This window comes from Aquaspirillum sp. (assembly GCF_055136605.1).
In genome coordinates, this window is record NZ_JBSQVP010000034.1 from 1 (window position 1) to 26,625 (window position 26,625).

At 51.1% G+C, this 26,625-nt stretch carries 26 protein-coding genes and 1 pseudogene; 10 read left to right on the forward strand and 17 right to left on the reverse strand.

The features are described from left to right. From ACTBZS_RS07300 to ACTBZS_RS07310, 3 genes are all read right to left on the reverse strand, one after another. The coding region (locus ACTBZS_RS07300) for an Rpn family recombination-promoting nuclease/putative transposase (RefSeq protein ID WP_463043712.1) at positions 1 to 480 on the reverse strand (480 nt) is incomplete at its 3' end. Positions 481 to 644: 164 nt separating this feature from the next. Continuing rightward, positions 645 to 2,504, reverse strand: coding sequence for a 1-deoxy-D-xylulose-5-phosphate synthase (gene dxs, locus ACTBZS_RS07305; protein WP_463043713.1), 1,860 nt, complete (start codon positions 2,502 to 2,504; stop codon positions 645 to 647). A 19-nt stretch (positions 2,505 to 2,523) separates the two neighbouring features. Next, positions 2,524 to 3,390 carry a polyprenyl synthetase family protein gene (locus ACTBZS_RS07310; RefSeq protein ID WP_460429870.1) on the reverse strand — a complete coding sequence of 289 codons (867 nt, stop codon included), beginning with the start codon at positions 3,388 to 3,390 and terminating at the stop codon, positions 2,524 to 2,526. A 250-nt stretch (positions 3,391 to 3,640) separates the two neighbouring features. On the opposite strand from ACTBZS_RS07310, the gene gyrA reads away from it, so the two are divergent. The 9 genes from gyrA to aroF all read left to right on the forward strand — a co-directional run bounded on the left by gyrA (position 3,641) and on the right by aroF (position 12,938). After that, on the forward strand, positions 3,641 to 6,259 hold the full coding sequence (gene gyrA, locus ACTBZS_RS07315; RefSeq protein ID WP_460429619.1) for a DNA gyrase subunit A: 2,619 nt from the start codon (positions 3,641 to 3,643) through the stop codon (positions 6,257 to 6,259). After that, entirely contained in the window at positions 6,243 to 6,689 is a 447-nt protein-coding gene (locus tag ACTBZS_RS07320) for a PaaI family thioesterase (RefSeq protein ID WP_022654506.1), read from the forward strand. Before gyrA ends, ACTBZS_RS07320 begins: the two co-directional genes overlap by 17 nt. After that, the gene (locus ACTBZS_RS07325; RefSeq protein ID WP_022654507.1) at positions 6,686 to 7,126 is read left to right on the forward strand and encodes a PaaI family thioesterase; all 441 of its coding nucleotides are present in this window, start codon (positions 6,686 to 6,688) and stop codon (positions 7,124 to 7,126) included. Before ACTBZS_RS07320 ends, ACTBZS_RS07325 begins: the two co-directional genes overlap by 4 nt. Positions 7,127 to 7,162: 36 nt before the next feature. After that, positions 7,163 to 8,248 (forward strand): 3-phosphoserine/phosphohydroxythreonine transaminase, encoded by a 1,086-nt coding sequence (gene serC / locus ACTBZS_RS07330; RefSeq protein WP_463043714.1) that lies wholly within the window; start codon positions 7,163 to 7,165, stop codon positions 8,246 to 8,248. A 17-nt stretch (positions 8,249 to 8,265) separates the two neighbouring features. Next, positions 8,266 to 9,363, forward strand: coding sequence for a prephenate dehydratase (gene pheA, locus ACTBZS_RS07335; protein ID WP_460429617.1), 1,098 nt, complete (start codon positions 8,266 to 8,268; stop codon positions 9,361 to 9,363). 13 nt (positions 9,364 to 9,376) lie between these two features. After that, positions 9,377 to 9,958: an LOG family protein gene (locus ACTBZS_RS07340; protein WP_460429616.1), complete on the forward strand. Its 582-nt coding sequence runs from the start codon at positions 9,377 to 9,379 to the stop codon at positions 9,956 to 9,958. Between the two features lie 24 nt (positions 9,959 to 9,982). Further along, positions 9,983 to 11,092, forward strand: coding sequence for a histidinol-phosphate transaminase (gene hisC / locus ACTBZS_RS07345; RefSeq protein ID WP_463043715.1), 1,110 nt, complete (start codon positions 9,983 to 9,985; stop codon positions 11,090 to 11,092). A gap of 51 nt (positions 11,093 to 11,143) precedes the next feature. Then, a complete protein-coding gene (gene elbB / locus ACTBZS_RS07350; RefSeq protein WP_463043716.1) occupies positions 11,144 to 11,830 on the forward strand; it encodes an isoprenoid biosynthesis glyoxalase ElbB in 687 nt (228 codons plus the stop codon). A gap of 85 nt (positions 11,831 to 11,915) precedes the next feature. Further along, positions 11,916 to 12,938 carry a 3-deoxy-7-phosphoheptulonate synthase gene (gene aroF / locus ACTBZS_RS07355; protein WP_463043717.1) on the forward strand — a complete coding sequence of 341 codons (1,023 nt, stop codon included), beginning with the start codon at positions 11,916 to 11,918 and terminating at the stop codon, positions 12,936 to 12,938. Here aroF and ACTBZS_RS07360 read toward each other — a convergent pair whose 3' ends face one another. Then, complete coding sequence (locus tag ACTBZS_RS07360; RefSeq protein ID WP_463043718.1) at positions 12,939 to 13,607, reverse strand: DUF484 family protein; 669 nt, start codon at positions 13,605 to 13,607, stop codon at positions 12,939 to 12,941. It abuts the gene before it with no gap. Continuing rightward, entirely contained in the window at positions 13,604 to 14,434 is an 831-nt protein-coding gene (dapF, locus tag ACTBZS_RS07365; protein ID WP_460429611.1) for a diaminopimelate epimerase, read from the reverse strand. Before dapF ends, ACTBZS_RS07360 begins: the two co-directional genes overlap by 4 nt. Before the next feature lie 285 nt (positions 14,435 to 14,719). Here dapF and ACTBZS_RS07370 point away from each other — a divergent pair, with 285 nt between their 5' ends. After that, a complete protein-coding gene (locus ACTBZS_RS07370) occupies positions 14,720 to 15,973 on the forward strand; it encodes a two-component system response regulator (RefSeq protein WP_463043719.1) in 1,254 nt (417 codons plus the stop codon). A gap of 21 nt (positions 15,974 to 15,994) precedes the next feature. Here ACTBZS_RS07370 and ACTBZS_RS07375 read toward each other — a convergent pair whose 3' ends face one another. The 12 genes and pseudogenes from ACTBZS_RS07375 to ACTBZS_RS07430 form a co-directional block, all read right to left on the reverse strand. Then, a complete protein-coding gene (locus tag ACTBZS_RS07375; RefSeq protein WP_463043720.1) occupies positions 15,995 to 17,407 on the reverse strand; it encodes an exonuclease domain-containing protein in 1,413 nt (470 codons plus the stop codon). Next, on the reverse strand, positions 17,408 to 18,562 hold the full coding sequence (locus ACTBZS_RS07380) for an MFS transporter (protein WP_463043721.1): 1,155 nt from the start codon (positions 18,560 to 18,562) through the stop codon (positions 17,408 to 17,410). Between the two features lies 1 nt (position 18,563). Beyond that, the gene (locus tag ACTBZS_RS07385) at positions 18,564 to 18,965 is read right to left on the reverse strand and encodes an RNA-binding S4 domain-containing protein (RefSeq protein ID WP_463043722.1); all 402 of its coding nucleotides are present in this window, start codon (positions 18,963 to 18,965) and stop codon (positions 18,564 to 18,566) included. After that, positions 18,962 to 19,615: a fumarylacetoacetate hydrolase family protein gene (locus ACTBZS_RS07390; protein WP_463043723.1), complete on the reverse strand. Its 654-nt coding sequence runs from the start codon at positions 19,613 to 19,615 to the stop codon at positions 18,962 to 18,964. Before ACTBZS_RS07390 ends, ACTBZS_RS07385 begins: the two co-directional genes overlap by 4 nt. Positions 19,616 to 19,635: 20 nt before the next feature. Beyond that, a complete protein-coding gene (locus ACTBZS_RS07395; protein ID WP_022654613.1) occupies positions 19,636 to 20,988 on the reverse strand; it encodes a TrpB-like pyridoxal phosphate-dependent enzyme in 1,353 nt (450 codons plus the stop codon). Between the two features lie 51 nt (positions 20,989 to 21,039). Further along, on the reverse strand, positions 21,040 to 21,519 hold the full coding sequence (gene rraA, locus ACTBZS_RS07400) for a ribonuclease E activity regulator RraA (RefSeq protein WP_460429605.1): 480 nt from the start codon (positions 21,517 to 21,519) through the stop codon (positions 21,040 to 21,042). Between the two features lie 33 nt (positions 21,520 to 21,552). After that, positions 21,553 to 23,049, reverse strand: coding sequence for a DegQ family serine endoprotease (locus tag ACTBZS_RS07405; RefSeq protein ID WP_463043724.1), 1,497 nt, complete (start codon positions 23,047 to 23,049; stop codon positions 21,553 to 21,555). 49 nt (positions 23,050 to 23,098) lie between these two features. Continuing rightward, entirely contained in the window at positions 23,099 to 23,728 is a 630-nt protein-coding gene (gene nth, locus ACTBZS_RS07410) for an endonuclease III (RefSeq protein ID WP_460429603.1), read from the reverse strand. Then, a complete protein-coding gene (locus ACTBZS_RS07415; protein ID WP_460429602.1) occupies positions 23,725 to 24,414 on the reverse strand; it encodes an electron transport complex subunit E in 690 nt (229 codons plus the stop codon). Before ACTBZS_RS07415 ends, nth begins: the two co-directional genes overlap by 4 nt. Then, positions 24,411 to 25,037 (reverse strand): electron transport complex subunit RsxG, encoded by a 627-nt coding sequence (gene rsxG, locus ACTBZS_RS07420; protein WP_463043725.1) that lies wholly within the window; start codon positions 25,035 to 25,037, stop codon positions 24,411 to 24,413. Before rsxG ends, ACTBZS_RS07415 begins: the two co-directional genes overlap by 4 nt. Then, positions 25,034 to 26,077 carry an RnfABCDGE type electron transport complex subunit D gene (locus ACTBZS_RS07425; RefSeq protein ID WP_460429600.1) on the reverse strand — a complete coding sequence of 348 codons (1,044 nt, stop codon included), beginning with the start codon at positions 26,075 to 26,077 and terminating at the stop codon, positions 25,034 to 25,036. Before ACTBZS_RS07425 ends, rsxG begins: the two co-directional genes overlap by 4 nt. After that, positions 26,074 to 26,625 (reverse strand): annotated as a pseudogene (locus ACTBZS_RS07430) (hypothetical protein); the annotation flags it as partial. The gene ACTBZS_RS07425 and the pseudogene ACTBZS_RS07430, both read right to left, overlap by 4 nt.

Consider the following 26,625-nt stretch of genomic DNA (forward strand, 5'->3'; position numbering starts at 1 on the left):
GGCTTTGTCTAATTCCAGAATATCAATTTGCTGTGCTTTGGTGAGGACAACATCAGGAATATGTTGATCGCGCAGTTCAAACCGCCATGAAGCTTGTTCAGGATGGTCGGGGAATAAATCAAAATCCAGTAGATGAATACAAATCACATGTTTCATCTCGCGATAGGATTGACCGCTTTCTAACTGTTCGCTGATAAGACGCGAACTGTAATACAAACTTCTCTCTCCCCAATACGTCTGTTTCCGCACCTGAATTTCAATATTGTATTGCACGCCAAAGCCATCTTTGGCTAAGACATCTAACACGATTTCCTTGGCGTGGAGGTCTTCACCAGAGATATTGGGGTTGAGAATATCCGTAATGGTAATCGGTGGTTGATCGTAGCGGATGCTGTTGATCAAATCGGATAGCAATTCGGGTGATTGGGCAAAGAGACGTTTGAAGATGTAATCGTTCTTTGGATCGAGCAGCGGCAGCATGATTGAGATAGGTTTTAGGATGATATGGTTGATTATAGGGTGTCGTCACCCCAAAGGGGTTACTCACCATTAGTTCTACGACTTCTCATCAAAAAAACAAAACCCCCAAAAAAATCGGGGGTTTGCCAGTGGTCTGAAGACGAACACCATGTTCGCCCAGATCGTCATACATTCTCGCAGGTCGATAACCACGTTTTCACTGAAGCGAGAATACCCTCGGCATCTAAACCACAGTCCGCCAGCAACACCGCCGGATCGCCGTGTTCAACAAACTCATCAGGTAAACCAAGATGTAAGAAAGCTGGACGATGAGAACAGGCGGTCAAAGCTTCAGCACAGCCAGCCCCAGCACCACCCGCCACCGCATTTTCCTCAATCGTCACAAAATAACGATGCTGCTGTGCCAATGAGGTCAACAACGCCACATCCAACGGTTTCACAAAACGCATATCCACCAGCGTTGCATCACAGGCCTCAGCCGCTTGCCACGCAGGATGCACCATACTACCAAACGCTAAAATGGCAACTTCACCTTGCCCTTGCCGTAACACCCGCGCTTTCCCGATGGGGAAGGCAGTCATATTGCTCTCGGGCACTACACCGCTGCCACTGCCACGTGGATAACGCACAGCCACTGGCCCATCGTGCAAAAAGCCAGTGTAGAGCATCTGACGACATTCATTTTCATCCGAAGGTGCCATCACCACCATATTGGGAATGCACCGTAAATACGATAAATCAAACGCGCCAGCATGGGTTGGGCCATCGGCACCAACTAGGCCAGCACGATCAATCGCAAACAACACCGGCAAATTTTGAATTGCCACATCATGAATCAGTTGATCGTAAGCACGTTGCAAGAAGGTGGAGTAAATCGCCACCACCGGTTTCAGACCATCACAGGCCATCCCTGCGGCAAAGGTCACCGAGTGTTGCTCGGCAATACCGACATCGAAATAGCGGTCAGGATGTTCTTTTTCAAAACGCACTAAACCCGAGCCCTCGCGCATCGCTGGGGTAATCCCCACCAAGCGATGATCGATTTTGGCCATATCACATAACCAATCCCCGAAAATCTGGGTATAGCTTGGTTTACTCGTTCCTTTTGCCGTTGCTAAACCACTGGCAGGACTGAATTTTGATACGCCGTGATACAACACAGGATCGTTTTCGGCCAGCTTATAACCTTGCCCTTTACGGGTCACCACATGCAAAAACTGCGGGCCAGAGAGCTGACGGATATTCGAGAGAGTGTCGATTAAGGTTGGTAAATCATGGCCATCAATCGGGCCAAGATAATTAAAACCAAATTCTTCAAACAACGTTGATGGTGTGATCATGCCCTTGACGTGTTCTTCTGCCCGCGCAGCTAATTTCTGCAACGGCGGAGCAATGCCGAGCACGTTTTTCGAGCCTTTTTTCATCTTGGCATAAAAACGACCACTCATCAGCTTAGTGAGGTAATGGTTCAATGCCCCGACATTAGGCGAGATTGACATATCATTGTCGTTCAAAATCACCAATAAATTGGCATCCATCGTGCCAGCGTTATTCAATGCTTCAAACGCTTGGCCGGCGGTCATCGCACCATCGCCAATAATCGCCACCACGCGACGGTCGAGTCTGGCTTGTTTGGCAGCGACGGCCATACCGAGGGCGGCTGAAATCGAAGTGGAAGAATGACCGACACCAAAAGTGTCATACGGTGATTCACAGCGTTTTGGAAAGCCAGCAATCCCACCTTTTTGCCGTAGGGTGTGCATGAGATGACGGCGGCCAGTCAGAATTTTATGCGGATAGGTCTGATGTCCCACATCCCACACCAAACGATCATCTGGGGTGTTAAATACGTAATGCAGGGCAATGGTTAATTCGATGGCGCCTAAATTCGAGGCAAAGTGTCCACCGGTCTTGCTGACCGATTCCACAAGAAATTCTCGCAACTCACGCGCCAACACAGGAAGGTCCTTACGGTCGAGGGCACGCAAATCCGCAGGGGAGTCGATACGGTCAAGTAAGCTCATGATGGCAAGCATTCATCCATTAAAAAGAACGGGTAATGATGTAGTCGGCCAGTTGCAACAGGCGCTTGGCATCATCACCAAATGGGGTTAAGGCAGCGCGGGCATCTTGATGCAAGTCCGCTGCAAACGCCTTGGCAGCGGCTAAACCCATGATACTGACGTAGGTAGGTTTGTCTTGGGCGGCATCTTTGCCGGCGGTTTTGCCTAGGGTTTGGCTATCCGCTTCACAATCTAAAATATCATCTACTACTTGGAAGGCCAGACCCATCCGGCCAGCAAAACGTTCCAACGCTGCGATCTGTTCGGCCTCTACCTGTCCGGCATGCGCCCCTAATAAGATAGCGGCTCGGATCAATGCCCCCGTTTTCAAGCAGTGCATCTGTTCCAATTCAGCTTGATTAAGCTGTTTGCCCACGGCGGCCAAGTCAATCGCTTGTCCACCCGCCATCCCACCAGCACCACTGGCATGGCTTAATTCTTTCAATAATAACAGTTGTGTATTCGCTGTTAGGCTGGGTAAGGGTTGGCATAGGATTTCAAAAGCCAATGTTTGCAAAGCATCACCCGCCAACAGCGCAGTGGCTTCATCAAAGGCAACGTGACAAGTCGGTTTACCGCGTCGCAAGACATCGTTATCCATACACGGTAAATCATCGTGCACCAACGAATAGCTGTGAATCAGCTCAACCGCACAAGCTGCAACGTCTAACACTTCGGCAGAGGCATGACTGAGCTCACCCGCAGCATAGACAAGCAAGGGCCGTACCCGTTTTCCGCCATTTAACACCGCATAACGCATTGCGGCATGAAAACGCTGTGGATGTTTTTGTTCAGAAGGCAAAACACGCAATAGAGCCTGTTCTACCTGATGTTGTTGCGCGGCCATCCAAGATGGTAAAGAAAGGGCAGCAGGATGCAAGATACAGTCTCCCAAGCGTGAGCAACAGTCGAAAACGGGCGGATTGTATCGGTTTTACCCAAGCAAGGCATCTAGCAAGCTCAGACTGCCTTGGCTATGGCCACAGCAAGGCACATAGTTTGCATCTAATTTCATTTTATTGCCGCCTGTGTTTAGGACGCTGTCCGTGTTAGAATCTGGGTCATTTTTCGTACCGCAAAGTGTGTGCGCTGACCTCATGACAGACCAATTATTCGCCAAGGAAACCATTTCCATCAGTCTCGAAGAGGAGATGCGTCGTTCCTATCTGGATTACGCCATGAGCGTAATCGTAGGGCGCGCGCTCCCCGACGTGCGTGATGGCCTCAAGCCTGTTCACCGCCGCGTGTTATTCGCGATGCACGAACTTCATAACGACTGGAATCGTGCTTATAAGAAATCTGCCCGTATCGTGGGTGATGTGATTGGTAAATACCACCCACATGGCGACACGGCGGTATACGACACTATTGTGCGAATGGCACAGGACTTCTCGCTACGCTATCCCCTGATTGATGGCCAAGGTAACTTTGGTTCGGTGGATGGTGATAATGCTGCTGCGATGCGTTATACCGAAATTCGTATGGCACGCATTGCCCATGAATTACTCGCCGATATTGAAAAAGAAACCGTTGATTTTGGGCCAAACTACGATGGTTCTGAACATGAACCGCTGGTTTTACCTGCCAAAATCCCGAATTTATTGATCAATGGTAGCTCAGGGATTGCCGTGGGGATGGCAACCAATATCCCACCGCATAACCTCAATGAAGTGGTCAATGCACTGTTGGCCTTACTCGATAAGCCTGACTTAACCATTGATGAGCTGATTGATTTTATCCCTGCCCCCGATTTTCCGACTGCCGGTATTATTTACGGCACCGCTGGGGTGCGTGAAGGCTATCGTACCGGCCGTGGACGGGTGGTGATTCGTGCGCGTACCCACGTCGAGGAATTTGGCAAAGATCGCCAAGCCATCATCATCGATGAGCTGCCTTATCAGGTCAACAAAGCCAATTTGTTAATCAAAATTGGGGAGTTGGTGCGTGAGAAAGTGGTGGAAGGCATTTCCGATTTGCGGGATGAATCGGATAAGTCGGGTATGCGCGTGGTAATTGAGCTCAAGCGCAATGAAACCCCTGATGTTGTACTGAACCATTTATACAAACACACCCAGCTGCAAGACAGTTTTGGCATGAACATGGTGGCCTTGGTTGATGGTCAGCCGCGTTTACTTAACTTAAAACAAATCCTCGAAGCCTTCCTGCGCCATCGCCGCGAAGTTGTAACCCGCCGCACTGTGTTTGAACTGCGTAAGGCACGTGAGCGTGGCCATATTTTAGAAGGTCTGGCGGTTGCACTGTCGCATGTCGATCAAGTGATTACTTTGGTGAAAAGTGCACCGAATCCGGCACAAGCCAAGAGTGAATTGATGGCGCGGACGTGGCCGTCTGCTTTGGTCAGCGAGATGTTGAGCAAAGTCGATGCACAACAAGCCCGCCCAGAAGGTTTATTGCCAGAATATGGTCTTTCTGCCGCCGGTTATCGCCTGTCCGAAGCACAAACGCAGGCTATTTTAGAGTTGCGCTTGCAGCGTTTGACTGGTCTGGAACAAGACAAAATTATCGGCGAATACCGTGAAGTGATGGATACCATCATCGACCTGCTTGATATTTTGGCGAAATCCGAGCGAGTGAATGAAATCATCGCACAAGAGTTGAACCAAATTAAAACCCAGTTTGGTGATGCGCGTCGCTCGGAAATCGAAAAATATGGCGCGGATATTCACATCGAAGATTTAATCCCACGCCAAGATATGGTCGTCACCCTGTCGCATAGCGGTTATATGAAAGCGCAGCCGATTGGGGATTACCAAGCCCAACGCCGAGGCGGACGCGGTAAACAGGCAATGGCAACCAAAGAAGAAGATTTCATTGATAATCTTTTTGTTGCCAATAGCCACGACTACCTATTGTGCTTCTCGAGTTTTGGTCGGGTGTATTGGATCAAAGTCTATGAATTGCCACAGGGCAGCCGCAATTCACGCGGTAAGCCAATCATCAACTTACTCCCACTGGCCGAAGGTGAAAAACTGAATGCCATCTTGCCAGTGCGTGAATTTAGCGATGACCGTTTTGTCTTTATGACCACCCGCGCCGGTATTGTGAAGAAAAGCGCCTTGTCCGACTTCTCCCGTCCACGCAGCAGCGGCATTATCGCCCTTGGTTTGGATGAGGGTGATTATCTGATTGGCGCATCGATGACCGATGGCAGTCATGAAGTGATGTTGTTCTCTGATGCTGGCAAGGCAGTGCGGTTTGATGAGCAAGAAGTGCGTGCTATGGGTCGCAGTGCGCGGGGTGTCAAAGGGATGGAACTGCCAGAAGGCAATTTTGTGATTGCCATGCTGAGCGCACCCGCCAATGCTGCAGACTTTGCCCAAGTGCTGACTGCCACTGCCAAAGGCTATGGTAAACGCACACCGATCAGCGAATATCGTAAGAGTCGTCGTGGCACACAAGGCGTGATTGCCATTGACACCGGCGAACGCAACGGCGCCTTAGTCGCCGCCGCTTTGGTTGAGGAAACCGATGAGCTGATGCTGATGACCGATGGTGGTGTGTTGATTCGCACCCGTGTCGCAGAAATTCGGGAAACCGGCCGTGCCGCCCAAGGCGTGCGGTTGATTAACTTGGACGAAGGCGAAAAATTAGTCAGTTTGGAAAAAATCGCCGAACGTGACGAGGACGATACCACGCTTGGTGAGGCAGAAGCTGAGGGCGAAAACAGCGAGGTGGTTCATGACACCGTTGATTGACCGCATGCAACAATGGTTCGTCAGCTTGCCGCATTGCGCCACGCTGGGTCTGCGTTTTGTAGATAGCGCAGAGAACTGGGTCATTTTAGCGGTGGATTGGCGGGAGGAATTAGTCGGTAACCCTGCCACGGGTGTATTACACGGTGGCGTGATTACCAGCTTGGTCGATACCTGTAGCGCGTTGTCGGCATTTACTGGCTTGGAAGAAGCGGAAGCGATGGCCACCCTCGACCTGCGTATTGACTATCTCAAGCCCGCACAGCCACAGCAAACCGTGTTCTGTCGGGCGGAATGTTATAAGTTGGGACGACAAATCGCCTTTACTCGTGCGGTGTGTTACCAACAGGACATGAATAATCCGATTGCGCACGGTCTAGCAACCTTTATGCGGGCTTCAAGTCGGGCAGTTTTAGGCGGAGGACAGGCATGACCAGCGATTACATGACCCGTTTTTTAGCCTTACGTGATGCCAAAGACTATCACGGGATTATTGACAGCATTCCTTACGCCCGCTTGTTAGGGGTTGAAATGTCTGAAGATGGCGAAGGAAATCTGCTGTTTACCTTGCCCTTTGCCGAGCGTAATGTCGGCAATCCCATCCTCCCAGCATTGCACGGTGGGGTCATTGGTGGTTTTTTGGAAAATGCGGCCTTAATTCATCTGATGTGGATTCGGGAATCGCTCGAGCCGCCAAAGGTAATCGATTTTTCTTTGGATTATTTGAAAAGTGGTCGGCCCCAACCGCTGTTCGCACGGTGTTCTCTCACCAAGCAAGGCAAGCGTGTAGCACACATGTTGATTGAAGCGTGGCAAGAAGATGCGCGCCAGCCAGTCGCTGTCGCACGTGCCCATTTCTTATTGGCTTAACCTGCCGCTGCGGCGGCCCTCGGAGATTCTCAACTGATGAGTAAGGTGTATAACTTTTCTGCAGGGCCTGCGGTCCTGCCGTATGAAGTGTTGTTAGACGCACAACGTGAACTCGCTGATTGGCATGGTTCTGGCATGTCAGTGATGGAAATGAGCCATCGTGGGCGCGAATTTATGGAAATCATCCATCAAGCCGAAGCCGATTTGCGCACGCTATTGGATATTCCAAAAAACTATAAAGTGTTGTTTCTCCAAGGCGGTGCCACCAGCCAATTTGCGATGGTGCCAATGAATTTGTTGCGTGGAAAACAATCTATTGACATCGTGTTGACCGGTCATTGGTCGAAAATGGCAGCAAAAGAAGCCAAGCACTTTGCGAATGTCAATATTGTTGCCAGCAGCGAAGACCGCGCCTTTAGCTATGTGCCAGAACAAGCACAGTGGCGTTGTTCACCCGATGCCGCGTATTTGCATTATGTCTCGAACGAGACAATCGGTGGTGTGCAATTCCCGTTCGAGCCCACTGCTGATGTGCCGGTGGTGTGTGATATGTCCTCCGACTTTTTATCACGCCCAATCGATATCAACCGCTACGGTTTGATTTTTGCCGGTGCCCAGAAAAACATTGGCCCCGCAGGGTTGACTGTGGTGATTGTGCGTGAAGATTTATTGGGCGAAGTGTCGCCAGCAACACCAACCATGTTCGATTATCGCGTTCATGCTGACGCTGAATCGATGTATAACACCCCACCGACATTCTCGATTTACATCGCTGGTTTGGTGTTCAAATGGTTGTTGGCCCAAGGTGGTATTAAGGGCATTGCCGCACGCAATGAAGAAAAAGCCCAGCTGTTATATCAAGCGATTGAAGACAGCGCCGGTTTCTATAGCTGCCCTGTTGAAGCGCCATTCCGGTCAAAAATGAATGTGCCGTTCCGCATTCATGATTCGGCTTTGGATGCCTTGTTCCTTGAACAAGCAGCAGATCGCGGCTTAGTACAACTTAAGGGGCACCGCTCGGTGGGTGGCTTACGGGCATCGATTTACAATGCGATGCCAATTGATGGTGTCAAAGCGCTCGTCAACTTTATGCACGACTTCGCTAGCCGTCATCCGCGTTAATGCCCGAAGGAAAGATTATGTCTGCTGCCCCTCATGCCCCCAACCACGACGACCAAGCCTTAAGTACCCATCGCCATGCCATCGACAGCATTGATGCCGAAATTTTGTCTTTACTCAATCAACGTGCCGGCCATGCGCGTGCCATTGGTGAGATCAAAGGCGGTGGGGTGATTTATCGCCCTGAACGTGAGGCTCAGGTATTACGCCGCATTAAAGACTTGAACCAAGGCCCGCTACCAGATGAATCGGTGGCGATTCTGTTCCGTGAAATCATGTCGGCGTGCTTGTCATTAGAAAAACCGCTGTCGATTGCTTTCTTAGGCCCAGAAGGAACATTTAGCCAAGCGGCGGCGGTGAAACACTTTGGCCATGCGGCCAATACAGTGGCTTGTGTTTCGATTGATGAGGCATTTCGGGTGGTTGAGGCGCGCAACTGTGACTATGTGGTTGCGCCGGTGGAAAACTCCACCGAGGGCGCAGTCGGACGTACCTTGGATTTGCTAGTCAGCACGCCGCTAAAAATCTGTGGCGAAGTGGTGTTGCGCATTCATCATCATTTATTGCGTAAAAACCCAGACGCCCCACTCCCGCGTAAGGTCTATTCTCACGCGCAATCGCTGGCTCAATGCCACGAGTGGCTAAACCGTTTCTTGCCCGATGTTGAGCGCGTGTCGGTGGCAAGTAATGCCGAAGCAGCACGCTTAGCCAGCGAGGATGAAACCGTTGCTGCGATTGCTGGCACGGCAGCAGCAGAACGCTACGGTTTGGTGCGGTTGCATGAAAATATCGAAGATGAACCTAATAACACCACGCGCTTTTTGGTATTGGGGCATCAGGATGCTACGCCATCAGGCCGTGATAAAACCACGTTGGTGTGCTCTGCCCAAAACCGTCCGGGGGCGGTACACAGCTTGTTAGCCCCCTTGGCCGATGCCGGTGTCAGCATGACCAAACTCGAATCTCGCCCCTCTCGCACCGGATTGTGGGAATATGTATTCTTTATGGATTTAGAAGGTCACCAAGCCGACCAGAAAATGCAAGAAGCATTAGATGCTTTGCGCCAACGGGCGGCTTTTGTGAAAGTGATTGGTTCATATCCCGTGGCGGTGATTTAAGGAACAGAACATCGTGAAAAATCTGTGCGTATTTTGTGGCTCTCAGTTCGGTAATCGCCCAGAGTATGAAGTGGCTGCCCGCTTGTTGGGGTTGGAATTAGCGGGTCGTGGCATACGCCTGATTTATGGTGGTGGCCGTGTTGGCTTGATGGGTGTGGTGGCTGATGCGGTGATGGCAGCCGGTGGCGAAGTGGTGGGAGTCATTCCCGAATTTCTGATGCAAAAAGAAATTGGCCACGTCGGACTGACTGAACTGCATGTGGTCGATTCCATGCACAGCCGCAAAGCCAAGATGGCCGAGTTGGCCGATGGTTTTGTTGCCTTGCCGGGTGGTTTTGGCACATTCGAAGAGTTTTTTGAGGTTCTAACTTGGGCCCAACTTGGTATGCACAACAAACCGGTTGGTCTGTTGGATGTGGCAGATTTTTACTTGCCGATGGTGGCGTTTTTACGCCACTCCGCTGCCCAAGGTTTTATCCGCAACGACCATTTGTCTTTGATTGTCCATGCCCGTGAACCAGAAGACCTGATTCAACGCTTAAGCGGCTATCAGGCCGTCACTGTCCCAAAATGGTTAGACCGCGCTGGAGCCTAATTTTACGTTGATTTTGGAGTGTTCATGCTGTACGCAACCCTTGCCCCCGAGTCGATCCGTGCGATCGCCCCCTATCAACCCGGAAAGCCCATCAGCGAATTAGCACGCGAGATGGATTTAGACGAAGCCTCGATTGTGAAATTGGCCTCGAATGAAAACCCGCTTGGTATGGGGTCACAAGCACAGGCCGCACTACAGGCCGCTGTCGCCGATTTGGCACGTTATCCCGATGGGAATGGCTTTGCGCTAAAACACGCCCTTGCCTCGCGTTTTAAAGTGGCACCACAGCAAATTATTCTCGGCAATGGTTCAAATGATGTGTTAGAGCTGGTGGCACGAACCTTTTTGGGCCCGGGCGATGAGGCCATCTATTCGGAATTTGCCTTTGCCGTGTATCCGCTGGTGACGCAAGTGACTGGGGCAACAGGGGTAGAAGTGGCAGCTCAGGCATGGGGACATGATTTAGCGGCGATGCGGGCGGCGATCACTGAAAAAACAAAAATTATCTTTATCGCCAATCCAAATAACCCCACTGGCACCCTTTTACCTGCCGATGAGCTGCATCAGTTTATCGCCAGTGTTCCGAAGGAAGTGCTGGTCGTATTGGATGAAGCCTACACCGAGTATCTGGCTGAGGGCGAAGGCGGCGACAGTGTGGCGTGGACTCGTGAGTTTCAAAATCTGATTGTCAGCCGCACTTTCTCGAAAGCCTATGGCCTAGCCGGTTTACGTGTCGGTTTCGCAATTAGCAATAGCGAAGTCGCAGATTTGGTAAATCGAGTGCGACAACCATTTAATGTCAATTCGCTGGCCCAAGCTGCGGCTGTCGCTGCCTTGCAAGATGAGGTTTTTTTACAAGAAAGCCGCCGTGTCAATGATGAGGGAATGCAGCAGATTACCGCTGCGTTAACCGAGATGGGACTCAGCTTTATTCCCTCTCGTGCGAATTTTGTCACCTTCCACTGCGATCATGCAGCACAAATCAATGATTATTTACTGCATCATGGGGTCATTGTGCGGCCGTTGGCTGGCTACCGGATGCCAAACAGCCTGCGTGTGAGCATTGGTCTAGCTGAAGAAAATGCCCGCTTTATCACAGTCTTGCGTGAGGCTTTGCAACACTACGCTGGCTAATTCCCGTCCTGCTCCCTAAATGGGAGCATTGCTTGTTACTGGAGGTTATTCATGACGTCTTCCGCCCTACCCATTGCCGTGGTGTTATCTGGTTCTGGTGTTTATGATGGTTCTGAACTGACCGAGGCGGTCAGCCTAATCGTAGCGCTTTCACAAGCCGGATTAGACGTTGCCTTTTTTGCCCCCAATCGCCCACAAATGCACGTCATCGATCATGCACAAGGGCAAGTGGCAGAGGAAAGCCGCAATATCCTGACTGAATCAGCACGGATTGCACGCGGTAAAATTCATGCCTTAGACGAGCTCGATGTAGCAAACTACGCTGCAATCGTGATGCCGGGTGGTTTTGGTGCCGTGAAAAACTTCACCGATTTTTTAACCGCAGGTGACAAAGCACAACTGGCTGACGATATTGGTCAAGTGTTACGTCAAGCGCTACAAAGCAAAAAGCCGGTGGTCGCACTGTGTGCGGCGCCCCTCGCTGTGGCTATCGCGGCGCGTGATGTGGGATTGAGCAATGTGCAACTGACTTTGGGGGACTGTGAATACCCTGATATGGTGAAAGCAGCTGCCAGCTGGGGTATTCCTCATGTTGTAACCGCCGTCGATCAAGCGTGTGTCGATCACAACAACGCCATTATCACTGCACCGGCGTATATGTATGGCGATGCCACCCCAGCACAGGTCTTTACCGCTGCACAACAGGCGGTACATGCTTTGGTCAAACTTTTATCGTAATCCCTACCCTGATCCCCCTCTCCGTACTCACAGTTGGGTGATTACCACCACAGGAGAGGGGGACTTTTTTTAGGAAGTCGTGTCGATGATTATCATCATGCAAAGCCAAGCGCAAGAGGCCGAGATTCAGGCGGTGGTCGAGCGTATTGAACGGGTGGGTTTAACCGCGCATGTTTCGCGCGGCACCGAGCGCACTTTAATTGGCGCTGTCGGTGATGAACGTCAACTGAGCAGCGAAGTATTTGAGCGATTGGCCGGTGTCGAAAAGGCCATGCATGTAGTGAAGCCTTATCGCTTTGTATCGCGAGAAGGTCATAGCAACGATACTGTGATTGATATTCGTGGGATTAAATTAGGCGGTGGTCTGCCAGTGCAAGTGATTGCCGGCCCTTGCTCGGTCGAAACACAAGAACAGATGGATGCCGCAGCAGAAGCGGTGGTGGCTGCCGGTTGTCGCATGATGCGCGGTGGGGCATTCAAACCCCGTACCAGTCCCTACGCCTTCCAAGGTTTGGGCATCACGGGTTTAGAATACTTTTTACATTCTGCCCGCAGTCGTCAATTACCCATCGTGACCGAACTGATGGATGTGCGGATGTTAGATACCTTCTTGGAATACGATGTGGATGTAATCCAAATTGGTGCCCGCAACATGCAAAACTTTGATTTGCTGAAAGAAGTCGGACGGGTCAACAAACCTGTGATTTTAAAACGCGGTTTATCCGGCACCATCAGTGAATGGCTAATGGCCGCCGAATATATTGCGGCAGGCGGAAATCACAATATTATTTTCTGTGAGCGCGGTATCCGTACCTTTGAAACGGCCTATCGCAACGTGTTAGACGTGACTGCCATTCCGGTGCTGAAACGTGAAACCCATTTGCCGGTGATTGTTGACCCCAGCCATGCCGGAGGTAAAGCGTGGATGGTACCCGCTTTATCGTGTGCTGCGGTAGCAGCAGGCGCCGATGGTTTGCTGATTGAAGTCCATCCTAACCCCTGCGAGGCATGGTGTGATGCTGACCAAGCGTTAACGCCAAGCCAGCTCAGTGAATTGATGCAACAACTGCGCGCTTTAGGCGCTGCATTACAGCGCCCCTTGGCCTAATTACAGTTCTAGCGTGCGTTCAAACGCCGCTGCCATCAAAGCGGCGATACGACTCAACAACTCGGTATTCATATCCGAGGTAAAACGGGTCGGGTCGTCGCTGGCCAATGCCAACATACCAAACACTTCACCACGCACCGTCCGCAGTGCCACCCGCGCAAAGGATTGCATCCGATGGGCGTCGGGGAACCACTGCAATACCGCATCGCTGGCATACGGCCCACAATAAGGCCGCTCGCCCAAGCGTTCGAGTTCAGGGATATTGGCCAGATAAATTTCACCCAAACCCTGCGCTCTGGGATGTACCAAGCGAATATCAGCACACGGGACAGCAAAGTCTAACCGTAAATGGCTATACGAGACTTGTAGCACCCGTTCTGCCGTTGTTGCACGCAATAAATCAATCGCCATCCGATGGGCACGGTCAACAATCACATCGTTTTGTTCACCATAACGCAGTAGCTCACGCATATGCGAAGCCAATTGACGATTTTTATCACGCAACAGCAACAACTGACGTTCAATCAACGGCACGCTATGGGCAGCATGCGGATGTGGCACCTGAATTTCTGCCAACATCTCGGCATAGTCATGAAAAAACTCGGGATGTGAAGCCAACCACGCAGCAATATCTGCTGCATTCATCGCCATAATATCGTCCCCTTTCACAGTGTGACCTCGCCTTGGAATACCGTTACCGCAGGCCCAGTCATCCATACTGAATGGCCATTGCCAGCCCATTCAATCCGTAAAACACCACCGCGTGTGGTGACTTCGACACTGGCATCAAGCAAGCCACGGCGAATCCCACTGACCACAGCAGCACAGGCGCCCGTCCCACAAGCCAGCGTTTCCCCTGCACCGCGCTCAAACACACGCAAGCGAATATGGCTACGATCAACGACTTGCATGAAGCCTGCGTTAACGCGCTGAGGAAAACGCGGATGATGTTCAATATGTGGCCCCCATTCTGCCACGGGTGCGGAGTCCACTTCATTCACACATAACACCGCATGAGGGTTACCCATCGACACCACCCCAACGGCGATATTGATTTGATCGAGGGCCAATAGATGTTCCACGGCATCTTGCTCGGCAATAAAAGGGATATCAGCAGGTTCAAAGCGTGGTTTGCCCATATCAACGCGCACCAAACCACCGTCCAACAACTCCGGCACAATCACCCCACGTGCGGTTTCTACCCGAATTTGTTTTTTATCTGTCAAACCCTGTTCAAAGACAAAACGGGCAAAGCAACGGGCACCATTACCACATTGTTCAACTTCGCTGCCATCGTTATTGAAAATACGATAGCGGAAATCGTTGTTTGGGTCGTGTGGCGGTTCAACCAATAGCAATTGGTCAAACCCAATGCCAAAACGGCGATCACCCAGCTGTTGCAGCTGGTCTGTCGATAAATTGACCTGTTGGCGCACCCCATCCACCACCACAAAATCATTGCCCAACCCTTGCATTTTGCTAAATCGCAGTTGCATAACAGACTTTCTAAAACCAAACATAAGAGAGCTCAGATGATAACAAAGAGTGCTGAAGCGCATGTAGATAGAGATTACAGAGCGCTTAAAGACTGATGACACATACCATCTAACACGATCTAGCTATTTCAGGTATTAAATCGCAAAAAATCGGCGATTTGTTTATCAAAAACACATTTTTGTTTTATATGCTACATGTTTTCAGCAATTGTCGTAGTCGTTTGATATTTCTATCATCCTTGTTAAGCCATCTACCCATTCATCTCTCAGAAAAATCATCAAATTATGAAAATCTTATATGCTGAAGACTCTATTTCTATCGCAAAACATGTACAAAATGTACTAGAAAGCATGGGTTACCATGTCACCCATGTGGCAAATGGCTTAGAAGCAGTGAAGGCGTATCAGGCTTCACCACCTGACTTGGTGTTAATGGATGTGGTGATGCCGGTGATGGATGGGATTGAAGCAACGCGACAGATCAAAAAAATGGGCGGGGAGAAGTGGGTACCGCTGATTATTATGACCAGTTTGACTGGTAACAATGAAATCATCGAGGGGTTTACCGCTGGTGCAGATGATTATTTAGTGAAACCGATGGATTTAAATGTCTTAGAAGCACGGATGCGTTCGATGCAGCGCATCGCCACCATTCAAGGCAGTTTGTTCGGTATTCTCGACAATATGTATGAAGGCGTATTGGCGATTGACGATGCTGGGATTGTGAAGTCGTACAACAAAGCTGCACAACAGATCTTTGGCTATACCGCCGAAGAAGTCATTGGGCAGAATGTCAAAATGTTGATGCCTTCGCCATTTCGTGATGAGCATGACGGCTACCTTGCCCGTTACAACCACGAAAAAACCCCACGCATTATCGGCACAGGCCGCAAAGTCAAAGGACAACGGCGAGATGGCTCGGTGTTTCCAATGCACCTTGCGGTCACCGAAGTTGAACGCCCGGGCAAAAATCTGTTTATTGGCGTGGTGCGAGATATTTCGATAGAAGAAGAAGCCCGCAAACGGATTGAATTTTTAGCCCATCACGACGCCCTAACCGGACTGCCAAACCGTGCCCGTCTTGGTGAGGTATTAAGCCAAGCCGTGGCGAATCCTTACACCGAAGCGGCTTTATTGTTTATTGACCTCGATGGTTTCAAACCGATTAACGACCGCTATGGCCACGAAGTGGGCGATTTTGCTTTAAAAGAAGTCGCCAGCCGCTTGCAACAGGTCATCGGCGCCAGTCATTTTGTTGGCCGCTTGGGAGGCGATGAGTTTGTGGTCTTGCTCAACAACATCACCACCGAAGAAGGCGCTTTGATGTGGGCCAATCAGATTATTGATGCCATTTCAAAACCAATGCGCTTCAACAACGACATCACCTGTCTATTAGGTGCCAGTATTGGCGTGGCCTGTATTCCTAAACATGGTCGCAGCAACACCGACATCTTGTCTCATGCTGATGCAGCCATGTATGAAGCAAAGCGCGCCGGTAAAAACCGTGCCATCATGACCAGCGGTAAAGCCGCAGAGTAAGGACACACGGGAAAACGCGCATTAACTGTCTGTTGTTGCTTGTGCAAACGGTACAACCCGCGTGTGATCGAAAGGGGTTTTGAGTTGTTTGCGCAATAGGCGATAAATGTCGGCATCGAATGTTTTAGGGTGTGATAGCAAACCCTGTTCGGCGGTGCCGAGGTAACACCATTGGTCAATCACATGATGCAGCGTTTTCCCAGACAGCGGGTCTTGTTCAACCACAGCAATCGGTTGTGGAAATGACCAGTTTTCCAGTTTCAACCGCGCCAGCGCAGTGACTAGCCGTTGGTTAAATGCGGCAGGTTGCTCACGCCCAACACAAGCACCACGACAGCGACGCACTTGAAAAGCAAAACAAGGCCCTTGCTGTTTACTGGTCACCTGTTCCACCCCCAAACGGCGCTGGCATAAACCATGTTGTTCAGCAATAGTCTGCAACACCCTTTTTGCCTCGCGTGGATGGCGAAACAAGCCATATAACGGGGTGGTGTTCTGGCTAAATACATCCTGTGTGGCCACTATTTTTGCTTGATAAAAGCCATCGCTATCGGCCACCAGTTCAATCGAGTAGCTTCCCGCTTCACCCCGCCCCATACGGTTAAGCAACGGTTGTTTTTGTTTAATCCACTGTGCCTCTAACAGCAAAGCGCCAAATTCACCCAAAGTTTCTTGCCATTCAATACGACACACCTGCTGTGCCAATTTCATTTCTTTGCTATTTCGATTAGCCGCATAAAAATGCTCTAATACTCGCGCCCGCAAGTTAATGCTCTTGCCGACATAGAGCAACGCATCACCCGCACCATAAAAGACATATACCCCCGCCTGTTCTGGTAAAGCATCCACCACGTCAGCATCGATACCCGCCGGCAATGCCGTGCGCCGTTTAAGTGCTTGAATTTCACGTTGTAGGGTGTCGGGGCTGTGTTGTTGCAGCAGAAAACGAATAAAAGCTTGTAGGCTTTCAGCATCGCCTAATGCCCGATGTCGTTCGTGCACAGGTAAAGCGTGGCGTTGGATTAAAGCATCAAGATTATGTTTCCCTTCATCGGGATACAGCCGTTGAGACAGTTTGACCGTACATAAGGTTGAGGTTTGAAAACGACGATCTAAACGACGGAATTCATTTTTTAAAAAACCATAATCAAAACGGGCATTGTGCGCCACCAACACGCGCCCCTGAAGCCGCGTATAAATTTCATCGGCAAGTTCGGCGAAAATCGGTGCTTGTGACACCATTTCATTGCGAATACCGGTGATTTCTTGCACAAAAGGAGGAATCGCTTGTTGTGGATTGACCAAGCTAGACCAACGATCTCGTTCAACGGCCCCTTGCATTTCAATAATGGCAATTTCCGTCACTCGGTCGCGCAGCAAATCACCACCAGTCGCTTCTAAATCGACAATCACATAAGGTTTATCAAATAGCATCTAATTCTTCACCGATTCTGTACCACGCTGGATAGCGTAACAGGCCAACCCATACGCCACACCCGCAGCACACGCCGCAGGCAAAAACGCACTCAACATCCCTTGCCATTCCCACATCGCCCCTGCCACCAATCCACCCAAACTGCCACCCAAGCCAAACGACACCATGATATACAGCCCCTGTGCCCGACCTTGAGCGTAAGCAGGGAAATAGCGATGAATCAGCGCCAACGCCGCTTGATGATGCAAAGCAAAGGTAAACGCATGGCCCAACTGCATCAACGCCATCAACCATCCCAACTGCGGCCACAGCGCAATACAGGTAAAACGCAATGCGGCAATCAATAAACTCACCCGCAGTAAATCAAGGCTGTCATAGCGTTGATTCAGATGTGTCACCCACCAAAATAGAGCAATTTCCGCCATCACCCCCAAATTCCACAGGCCACCAATTTGCAACGGGGAATAGCCCTGTTCAGCTAAACCGATTGAATAAAAGCTGTAATAGGGGCCATGCGCAAAGGCCATTAAAAAGAAGCAAACAAACAGCCAGATAATAGGCCGTTGGCGGAAAAAACTGGAAATAGGGCGTAAAGGGATATCGGCGGTATGCGATGTTTTCACCCACGGCGGCACCAAGACACTGACCGCCGCTAAGGCGAACAACATCGCCAAAATCACCCACGGCACCACAGATAAACCAAACCACTCAATGACCGCTGCGGCAGAGAGGCTCGCCACCACAAAACCAATCGAGCCCCACACGCGAATTTGTCCATAACGTGCGCCGACATGATGTAGGGTGATCGCCTCCATTAACGGCAAAGCCGCCGCCCAAAAGATCTGCATTACAGCCAAGCCGAGAAACATAAACCAGAAATCTTGCCGCCACAGTGCAAATAAGAATCCCAACAGGGACAGCACACTGGCCAGTTGTATCAACTGGTGGCCTTGACCCGTGCGGTCTGCTAACAGCCCCCATAACACCGGCGGCCCCAGCCGCGACAAGGGGGAAAGCGCCAGTAACACCGCCACTGACCACGAAGAAAACCCTAAACTTTTAAGATAAGGGCCGAAATAGGGCGAAATCACACCCACAATGGAAAAATAAAAAAAGTAAAACACCGCCGCAGCGGTGGCTGGCGACAATGCCACCTTACCACCCACCGGAGCGGAAACGGTCGAGTTTGCGTCGATCTTTTTTAGTCGGGCGGTTTTGTCCTAAATCGCTGCCAGCATATAAGGCTTTTAGTTCTAATTGTCGTTGCTCGCGTGCAGCGAGGCTGGCTGCCGATTCTTGATACAGCTGTTGTGCAAGCGTTGCCGAACCACGTCGTTCGGACAACGCCAGCACCGTCAAGTGATATTCCAGCTGATTCAACTTTAGGAGAATCTGGTCGCCGACTTTAAGGGTTTTGGCTGGCTTGGCACGTTCGCCATTGAGCCGGACATGACCCGCCTCAATCGCCTCTTGTGCCAGACCGCGCGTTTTATAAAAACGCGCCGCCCACAGCCATTTATCAATCCGAACCTTGCTTAATGCAGCGTCGGCGGTCATGCCTGCACCTCAAACCGCACATCAATCAGATTGTCCAACACCAAATATAAGTGATCGCCCGCCTGTAAGCGCGAGACCCCTTCGGGGGTGCCGGTGAAAATCACATCGCCTTCGGATAAACCATATAGCGTTGATAGATGGTGAACAATTTTAGCCACCGAGAACAACATCAATTCGGTGTTACCGCGCTGACGGAATTCGCCATTGACCGCGAGAGAGAAACTGAGTTGTTGCGGGTCGTTCACTCGCGTTGCTGGCACAAACTCAGACACACAGGCTGCCGAGGGAAAACCTTTGGCTTTGGTCCACGGCTGGCCTTTTTTCTTGAGTTCACTTTGCACATCACGGGCAGTAAGGTCTAAGCCAATGCCATAACCAGCGATATGAGACAAGGCGTCTTGCTCTGCGATATGCCGCCCCCCTTTGCCGATATACAACACCAGTTCACATTCATGATGCACATCTTGTGAATAGGCCGGCAGGGTGATGGGGTGGTTTTCGTCAATTAAGGCCGAGGTGGGTTTGAGGAACACCAGCGGTTCTTCTTCCACCACATTGCCCAACTCTGCCACATGGGCCGCATAGTTACGGCCAATGCAAAAGATATTGGCAACAGGAAAAGCCTGACCATCGAGCGTAATAGATGCCATGTCTCATCAATCCTTGTTATTTAGGCAAAGCTAGGCAAACGGGCCAACGCAGCGCGGATGGCTTCTTCGGGATAGACATAGTCTTCCAGTTCACCTGCAAAGTATTTATCGTAACTTGCCATATCAAAATGACCATGACCCGATAAATTGAAGAAAATCACCTTGGGTTCGCCGCTTTCTTTACAACGCAAGGCCTCATCAATCGCCGCACGAATGCCATGGCATGATTCTGGCGCAGGCACAATCCCTTCGGCACGGGCAAACGTGACACCTGCTTCAAAGGTTGCCAACTGCGGCACGGCCACTGCTTCGACCAAGCCTTCGTTGTAAAGCTGGCTAACCAAGCTTGAAGCACCGTGATAACGCAAACCACCGGCATGAATCGAAGGCGGCATAAAGTCATGGCCGAGGGTGTATTGCTTCATCAACGGGGTTAAACCGGCGCTATCACCAAAATCGTAAGCGTAATGGCCACGGGTTAAGCTTGGGCATGAAGACGGTTCGACGGCGACTAAACGGACGTTTTTGCCAGCCGCTTTATCTGCCAAGAACGGGAAAGCAACGCCACCAAAATTCGAGCCGCCACCACATGGCGCAAAGATCACATCAGGATAATCGCCGGCAAGTTCAAATTGTTTCTTCGCCTCCAGACCAATCACAGTTTGATGTAACAACACATGATTCAGCACAGACCCTAAACCATAGGTGGTGTCTTTGCGGCTGGCGGCTTCTTCCACCGCTTCGGCAATCGCCAATCCTAATGAGCCGGGGTTGTTCGGGTCGGCGGCAAGCGCATCACGACCGGCAGCGGTCAAATCGGTTGGGCTGGCTAAGACCTCGGCCCCCCATGTTTGCATCATCGAGCGGCGGAAAGGTTTTTGCTGATAGCTGACCTTCACCATATACACCCGCACATCAATGCCAAACATTTGGCCAGCGAGTGCCAACGAGGTTCCCCATTGACCGGCACCGGTTTCAGTGGTCATGCGGCGAATCCCCGCCTCGCGGTTATACCAAGCTTGTGCCACCGCCGAGTTGAGCTTATGTGAGCCAGCAGCACTGATGCCTTCATATTTGTAGTAAATCCGCGCTGGGGTACCGAGTGCCTGTTCTAAACGATGGGCACGGAATAGCGGAGAAGGCCGCCATTGTTGGTAAATCTCGCGCACTTCTTCCGGAATAGGAATCCAACGCTCGGTCGAGATTTCTTGTTCAATGATGTTATCGGGAAAAATCACCGACAAGGCATCAGGGCCAATCGGCTGGCCATCTGGCCCTAACACCGGCGCAGGGGCATTGGGCATATCGGCAACGATGTTGTACCAGTGGGTGGGGATATCCGATTCAGGCAATAAAAACTTGGTTTGTGGCATGACGAGCTTTCAATAGCGGCGGTGGCCACCGCCACCGCACAACGCAATCAATTACAGTAAAGGTTTAGGCGAAACAATCACACCGTCTTCATCGACATAGACGATCTGTCCGGGACGGAACGTCACACCTGCAAAGGTCACGACCAGCTGATGATCGCCAGCGCCCTTTTTCACCGATTTTAATGGATGGGTATTCAACGCACGCACCCCAATCGGCAAGGCGTTAATCGCCACAGAATCACGAATACACCCATAGACGATAATGCCAGCCCAGCCATTCTTCACGGCCAATTCGCCGATTTGATCGCCGACCAAGGCACAACGCAGCGAACCACCGCCATCGACCACTAACACTTTACCGTGGCCGGGTTGGGCCAAGGCTTCGCGTACCAACGAGTTGTCTTCAAACACTTTGACCGTTTGAATCTCGCCACAAAAACGCGTATGGCCCCCATACGATTGAAACATCGGGGTGGCGACTTGTAAGGTGTCGCTGTACTCGTCGCACAGATCAGTGGTTAAAAAGTCCATCTAAAGTTTCTCCTTTGTTTTTTGTTTTGACTGTCACTCTTTTAAGCGCAACGGAATAAACAGCGTGTTATCCATCCGCCGCACCAAGAGTGCAGCACTGTCACCGCTTTCATTCAATAATTTTTCTAGCGATTTGGCGTCAGCAATTTCATGCTGATTGACCGCGATAATAATATCACCATGCATTAAACCAGATTTTGCCGCCAATCCGCGCACATTTTCCACCAATACACCCCCCTTAATCGCCAGCTGTTGCCGTTGCGCTGTGCTTAATTCGGCAACCGTCAGACCTAACGAGGGGAAACTGGTTTTATTATTTTTTGGCGGTTCTTCTTTGCTTGGCGTCGGGACGGCATCAGGTTTTAACTCGGCCAACGTCACCTCGACTTCTAAAGCCTGCCCTTTACGCCACAGCCCTAGTTTCACTTTGGTACCCGGCTGCCGCCCACCAATTAACAACGGCAAATCACGCGAACTCGCCACCGCTTCGCCATCCACCGTCAACACAATATCGCCAATTTGCAAACCAGCACTTGCCGCAGGGCTATTGGGTTCAACATTGACCACCAACGCACCTTCTGCTGTTTTACGACCAAACGATTGGGCTAAATCGAGCGATAATTCTTGAATATGCACACCTAACTGACCACGGCTAACCTTACCGTTTTTCTTGAGTTGTTCAGCGACTTGCATCGCGACATCAATCGGAATGGAGAAGGAAATCCCCATAAAGCCACCGGAACGGCTGTAAATCTGTGAGTTTATCCCCACCACCTCGCCTTTGAGGTTAAACAGCGGGCCACCGGAGTTACCCGGGTTAATGGCGACATCGGTTTGAATAAACTGGACATAGGTATCATCCGGCAAATTGCGTCCCTTGGCAGAAACGATACCGGCGGTAACAGTGTTATCAAACCCAAACGGCGCGCCAATTGCCGCCACCCACTCGCCGACTTTTAATTGCGAGGCTTGGCCAATTTTCACTGCAGGCAATTGTGTGGCTTCGATTTTTAAAACGGCAACATCCGTGCGCTTATCCATCCCAATCAGTTTGGCGGAGAACTCGCGTTTGTCTGCCATCTTGACCTGAATTTGACTCGCCCCTGCCACCACATGGGCGTTGGTCATAATGAAACCATCGGTGGATAGAATAAAACCAGAGCCATACGACATCGCTTCGCGCTCGGTCGGTGCGCTGCGGCCACCGCCTTGACCGGGTGGCATAAAGCGTTTGAAAAACTCAAAGAAGGGATCGTCTTCTGGAATCGGGAAAGGGAACGGCGAGGTATTTTCCTCGTCTTGTTCTTCGCGGTTATTGGCCGTGATATTGACCACAGCCGGCCCTTCACGCTCAACTAATTGTGACAAATCAGCCACCAACATCCCGACGGGTGCCCCAGCTTGTTGGGTGGTCACCGGTGGGGTTTGGGCGGGTTGATTAAAATACTGTTGGATACGATCACAACCGGTTAAGGCCACGGCCAATGCCGTTACGATAGCGACACGCGGGAAAGATGGAGAAATAAGCATGATTGTGTCCTTATCAGCAGGGTCTATCTTCGCTAGACCAAGGCATCACTTAGTTTTTATCAGGATATTCGCATAAATCAGCAATCAAACAATGCTGACAATCGGGCTTACGTGCCTTACAAATATAGCGACCATGTAAAATCAACCAATGGTGGATATCTAGCTTAAAGCGTTCTGGTACCACTGCAAGTAAATTATCTTCCACCGCTCGAACCGTGTTACCGGGGGCTAAACCCGTCCGATTACTGACTCGAAACAAATGGGTATCGACTGCAATGGTGGGTTGGCCAAAAGCGATATTCAATACCACATTGGCTGTTTTGCGCCCAACGCCCGGTAAGGCTTCTAGGGCTGCACGTTCGGAGGGGACTTGGCCTTGGTGTTGTTCTAACAAGCGTTGGCAGGTGGCAATGATATGTTTCGCTTTATTGCGATAGAGGCCAATTTGTTGAATATAAGGTATCAAACCAGCTTCACCCAACGCCAATATCGCCTCGGGTGTCGCTGCATCAGCAAACAATTTGGCAGTCGCTTTATTGACGCTGATATCCGTCGCTTGCGCTGACAAAATCACCGCAATCAGTAATTGAAACGGATTGGCAAACGCTAATTCGGGTTTCGGATTGGGATTAGCGTGTTGGAAGCGCAGAAAAATCTGTTCACGAACACTTGGTTTCATGCCGAGACTTCTTGTGTGACAGTTTTTTGCCGCAAAGCACGTTGTCGTGCCCGTTCGTCTAAAAGGTTTTTGCCTGCAATTAACAACGCCAAGCCCAAAAACGCCCCCGGTGGTAACAAGGCCAATAAAAACTGATAGTTCCACTCTGCCGGTACCAGATGCCACACCCACGTTTTTGCCGCAGGGCCAAACAGCATATCCAACCCAGCAAATAACGTCCCTCGGCCACAGACTTCACGCAGCGCACCCAAGGCAATCAATACCCCCGTCAACCCCAAGCCCATCATCAAACCATCCCACGCGGCTTCACGGACGGGATGTTTCGAGGCAAATGCCTCTGCCCGCGCCAGCACAATGCAGTTGGTCACAATCAAAGGAATAAAAATACCCAGCACGTTGTATAAATCGTGGGCCCACGCATTCATCGACAGATCTACCACCGTCACCAATGCAGCAATGATGAGGATAAACACCGGATTGCGAATTTCATTCGGCACTAAATGCCGCACCGCTGCCACTGCGGCCCCCGACAGAGCAGTCACCAACGTCGTGGCCAGCCCTAAACCGAGGCCATTGACCACGGTTGAACTGACCGCCAACACCGGACACAGCCCTAATAATTGCGCCAAGCCAGCATTTTGTTTCCACAGCCCATTGTGGGCAATTTCACGATAGACGCTGCTCATCGATTCGCCTTTTGTTTCCATTCGTCCAACCATGCCACCGCACGGCCCACACAGCTGGTCACCGCACGGGCACTGATTGTCGCGCCTGTCATATAGTCAAACGCGCCACCATCTTTTTTGACCTTCCAATAGCCAACCGCTGCCGCAGGGCCCTGCCAGCTTTGGCCAGTGAATTGCTGAGCCCAATCACTTTTCGCCAAATCGATGTAATCACCCAAGCCGGGGGTTTCTTTATGGCTCACCACGCGCACACCCAGTAATTGACCTTGGGCATCCACACCCAATAACAAACGGATTTTGCCGCTATAGCCATTAGGCGCAACGGTTTCAAAAGCATACGCCACCACTTGCCCCTGACGACGTGCCAGATGAATGACGGCAGGCTGGTCATGTCCCAAACGTTTGGCTTCAACCGGCGACAAGGCCACCGTATCTGACAGCGGTTGGTTATCGTAATCGCTAGGCAACACTTGCTGGAGCAAAGCCAGCTTAGCAGCGTGTTCATTGGCTAATACCGTGTCGCGGGTTAGCCAATAGGTTGAGGCTAAAATGGCGCTGGCCACCACAGCAAAGGCAAGGAGAGTCAGCGCACTGCGACGGGCTTGTGTTAAAGCGGTTTTCATGATTTCGCCGCCTTGGTGGTGATTTTTTTATGTTGTTGGCCAAAAACAGGGGGACGGGTATAGCGGTCGATAAACGGCACTGCAATATTCATAATCAATACCGCAAAGGCCACACCATCAGGAAAACTGCCCCACACTCGAATCACATACAGCAAGATACCAACCCCAGCGGCAAAAATCAGTTTGCCTTTCGGTGTGGTCGAGCCTGACACCGGATCGGTCACAATAAACCACGCTGCAAACATGGTGGCCCCGCTGAACAGATGAACCACAGGTGGCGCATAGCGCAGAGGATCTATGAGATGCATCACACCCGACAGCGCAGCGACTGCCAGCAATAACGCCACCGGTGCATGCCATGTCATAATCCGTTGTTGCAATAGAAACAGCCCACCGAGCAACCACGCCACCGCCAGCCATTCAACGCCCACTCCCGCTAACACCGAAAAATGGGTGGAATCAGCTAACAGTTGAGGCACAGTTTGCCCGTTCATCAGCTGTGTTTTGAGATAATCCAAAGGCGTGGCACTGCTGATGGCATCTAACGCCATGCCAGTTGGCAATTCACGCCAGAAAACCCATTGCAGTTGTTGCAGACTATCCAGCGATAACAACGGTGCCGCCCATTGCGACATCTGCGCCGGAAACGACACAATCATCAGGGCATACGCTACCATTGCAGGGTTAAAAGGATTATTGCCCAACCCACCATATAAATGCTTGGCCACTACAATCGCAAATAGCGTTCCCACGACAACCAGCCACCACACGCCAAGCGGTGGAAATGCCAACGCAATTAACCATGCCGTCACCACAGCAGAACCATCAGCGAGATAGGGACGAACCGGCAAACCGCGCCAGCGCAAAACCAATGCTTCCGCAGCTAATGCTGTTGTGGTTGCTAAGGCGATCTGCAGCAATACCGCACAGCCAAACAGCCACACGGCCACAGCGGTGCCGGGCAGCAATGCGGCCAACACGGTGAGCATGATGCGGCTGACGCTGGTGAGTCGGAAAAAATGGGGCGAGGATGCCATCATGTTGGGTCTCCTTTCTCGGCTGCTTGTTGTGCTTTACGCGCCGCAGCACGCGCCATCGCCGCCTGAATCGCAGCTTTTTTCTCCTCGTCCATCACTGGTTTTGCCACCGGTGTTTCGACTACCGGCGCTGCTTCACCGTTTTCTTTTGCTGCCTTTCTGGCTGCGGCCCGTTCCATTGCCGCCTGAATTGCGGCTTTTTTGGCATCGTCCATCGCTGGTTTTGCCGCTGGTGTTTCGACTACCGGCGCTGCTTCACCGTTTTCTTTTGCCGCTTTTCTGGCTGCCGCCCGTTCCATTGCTGCCTGAATCGCAGCTTTTTTGGCATCGTCCATCGCTGATTTTGCCGCTGGTGTTTCGACTACCGGCGCTACTTCGCCGTTTTCTTTTGCCGCTTTTCTGGCTGCGGCCCGTTCCATTGCTGCCTGAATCGCGGCTTTTTTGGCATCGTCCATCGCTGGTTTTGCCGCTGGTGTTTCGACTACCGGCACTGCTTCGCCGTTTTCTTTTGCCGCTTTTCTGGCTGCAGCGCGTTCCATTGCCGCTTGAAT

Excerpts from the sequence above, each read along its gene's own strand:
- dxs (WP_463043713.1), bottom strand. The coding sequence starts at position 2,504 with ATGAGCTTACTTGACCGTATCGACTCCCCTGCGGATTTGCGTGCCCTC.
- ACTBZS_RS07310 (WP_460429870.1), bottom strand. The coding sequence starts at position 3,390 with ATGGCCGCGCAACAACATCAGGTAGAACAGGCTCTATTGCGTGTTTTG.
- gyrA (WP_460429619.1), top strand. The coding sequence starts at position 3,641 with ATGACAGACCAATTATTCGCCAAGGAAACCATTTCCATCAGTCTCGAA.
- ACTBZS_RS07320 (WP_022654506.1), top strand. The coding sequence starts at position 6,243 with ATGACACCGTTGATTGACCGCATGCAACAATGGTTCGTCAGCTTGCCG.
- ACTBZS_RS07325 (WP_022654507.1), top strand. The coding sequence starts at position 6,686 with ATGACCAGCGATTACATGACCCGTTTTTTAGCCTTACGTGATGCCAAA.
- serC (WP_463043714.1), top strand. The coding sequence starts at position 7,163 with ATGAGTAAGGTGTATAACTTTTCTGCAGGGCCTGCGGTCCTGCCGTAT.
- pheA (WP_460429617.1), top strand. The coding sequence starts at position 8,266 with ATGTCTGCTGCCCCTCATGCCCCCAACCACGACGACCAAGCCTTAAGT.
- hisC (WP_463043715.1), top strand. The coding sequence starts at position 9,983 with ATGCTGTACGCAACCCTTGCCCCCGAGTCGATCCGTGCGATCGCCCCC.
- elbB (WP_463043716.1), top strand. The coding sequence starts at position 11,144 with ATGACGTCTTCCGCCCTACCCATTGCCGTGGTGTTATCTGGTTCTGGT.
- aroF (WP_463043717.1), top strand. The coding sequence starts at position 11,916 with ATGATTATCATCATGCAAAGCCAAGCGCAAGAGGCCGAGATTCAGGCG.
- dapF (WP_460429611.1), bottom strand. The coding sequence starts at position 14,434 with ATGCAACTGCGATTTAGCAAAATGCAAGGGTTGGGCAATGATTTTGTG.
- ACTBZS_RS07370 (WP_463043719.1), top strand. The coding sequence starts at position 14,720 with ATGAAAATCTTATATGCTGAAGACTCTATTTCTATCGCAAAACATGTA.
- ACTBZS_RS07375 (WP_463043720.1), bottom strand. The coding sequence starts at position 17,407 with ATGCTATTTGATAAACCTTATGTGATTGTCGATTTAGAAGCGACTGGT.
- ACTBZS_RS07385 (WP_463043722.1), bottom strand. The coding sequence starts at position 18,965 with ATGACCGCCGACGCTGCATTAAGCAAGGTTCGGATTGATAAATGGCTG.
- ACTBZS_RS07390 (WP_463043723.1), bottom strand. The coding sequence starts at position 19,615 with ATGGCATCTATTACGCTCGATGGTCAGGCTTTTCCTGTTGCCAATATC.
- ACTBZS_RS07395 (WP_022654613.1), bottom strand. The coding sequence starts at position 20,988 with ATGCCACAAACCAAGTTTTTATTGCCTGAATCGGATATCCCCACCCAC.
- rraA (WP_460429605.1), bottom strand. The coding sequence starts at position 21,519 with ATGGACTTTTTAACCACTGATCTGTGCGACGAGTACAGCGACACCTTA.
- ACTBZS_RS07405 (WP_463043724.1), bottom strand. The coding sequence starts at position 23,049 with ATGCTTATTTCTCCATCTTTCCCGCGTGTCGCTATCGTAACGGCATTG.
- nth (WP_460429603.1), bottom strand. The coding sequence starts at position 23,728 with ATGAAACCAAGTGTTCGTGAACAGATTTTTCTGCGCTTCCAACACGCT.
- ACTBZS_RS07415 (WP_460429602.1), bottom strand. The coding sequence starts at position 24,414 with ATGAGCAGCGTCTATCGTGAAATTGCCCACAATGGGCTGTGGAAACAA.
- rsxG (WP_463043725.1), bottom strand. The coding sequence starts at position 25,037 with ATGAAAACCGCTTTAACACAAGCCCGTCGCAGTGCGCTGACTCTCCTT.
- ACTBZS_RS07425 (WP_460429600.1), bottom strand. The coding sequence starts at position 26,077 with ATGATGGCATCCTCGCCCCATTTTTTCCGACTCACCAGCGTCAGCCGC.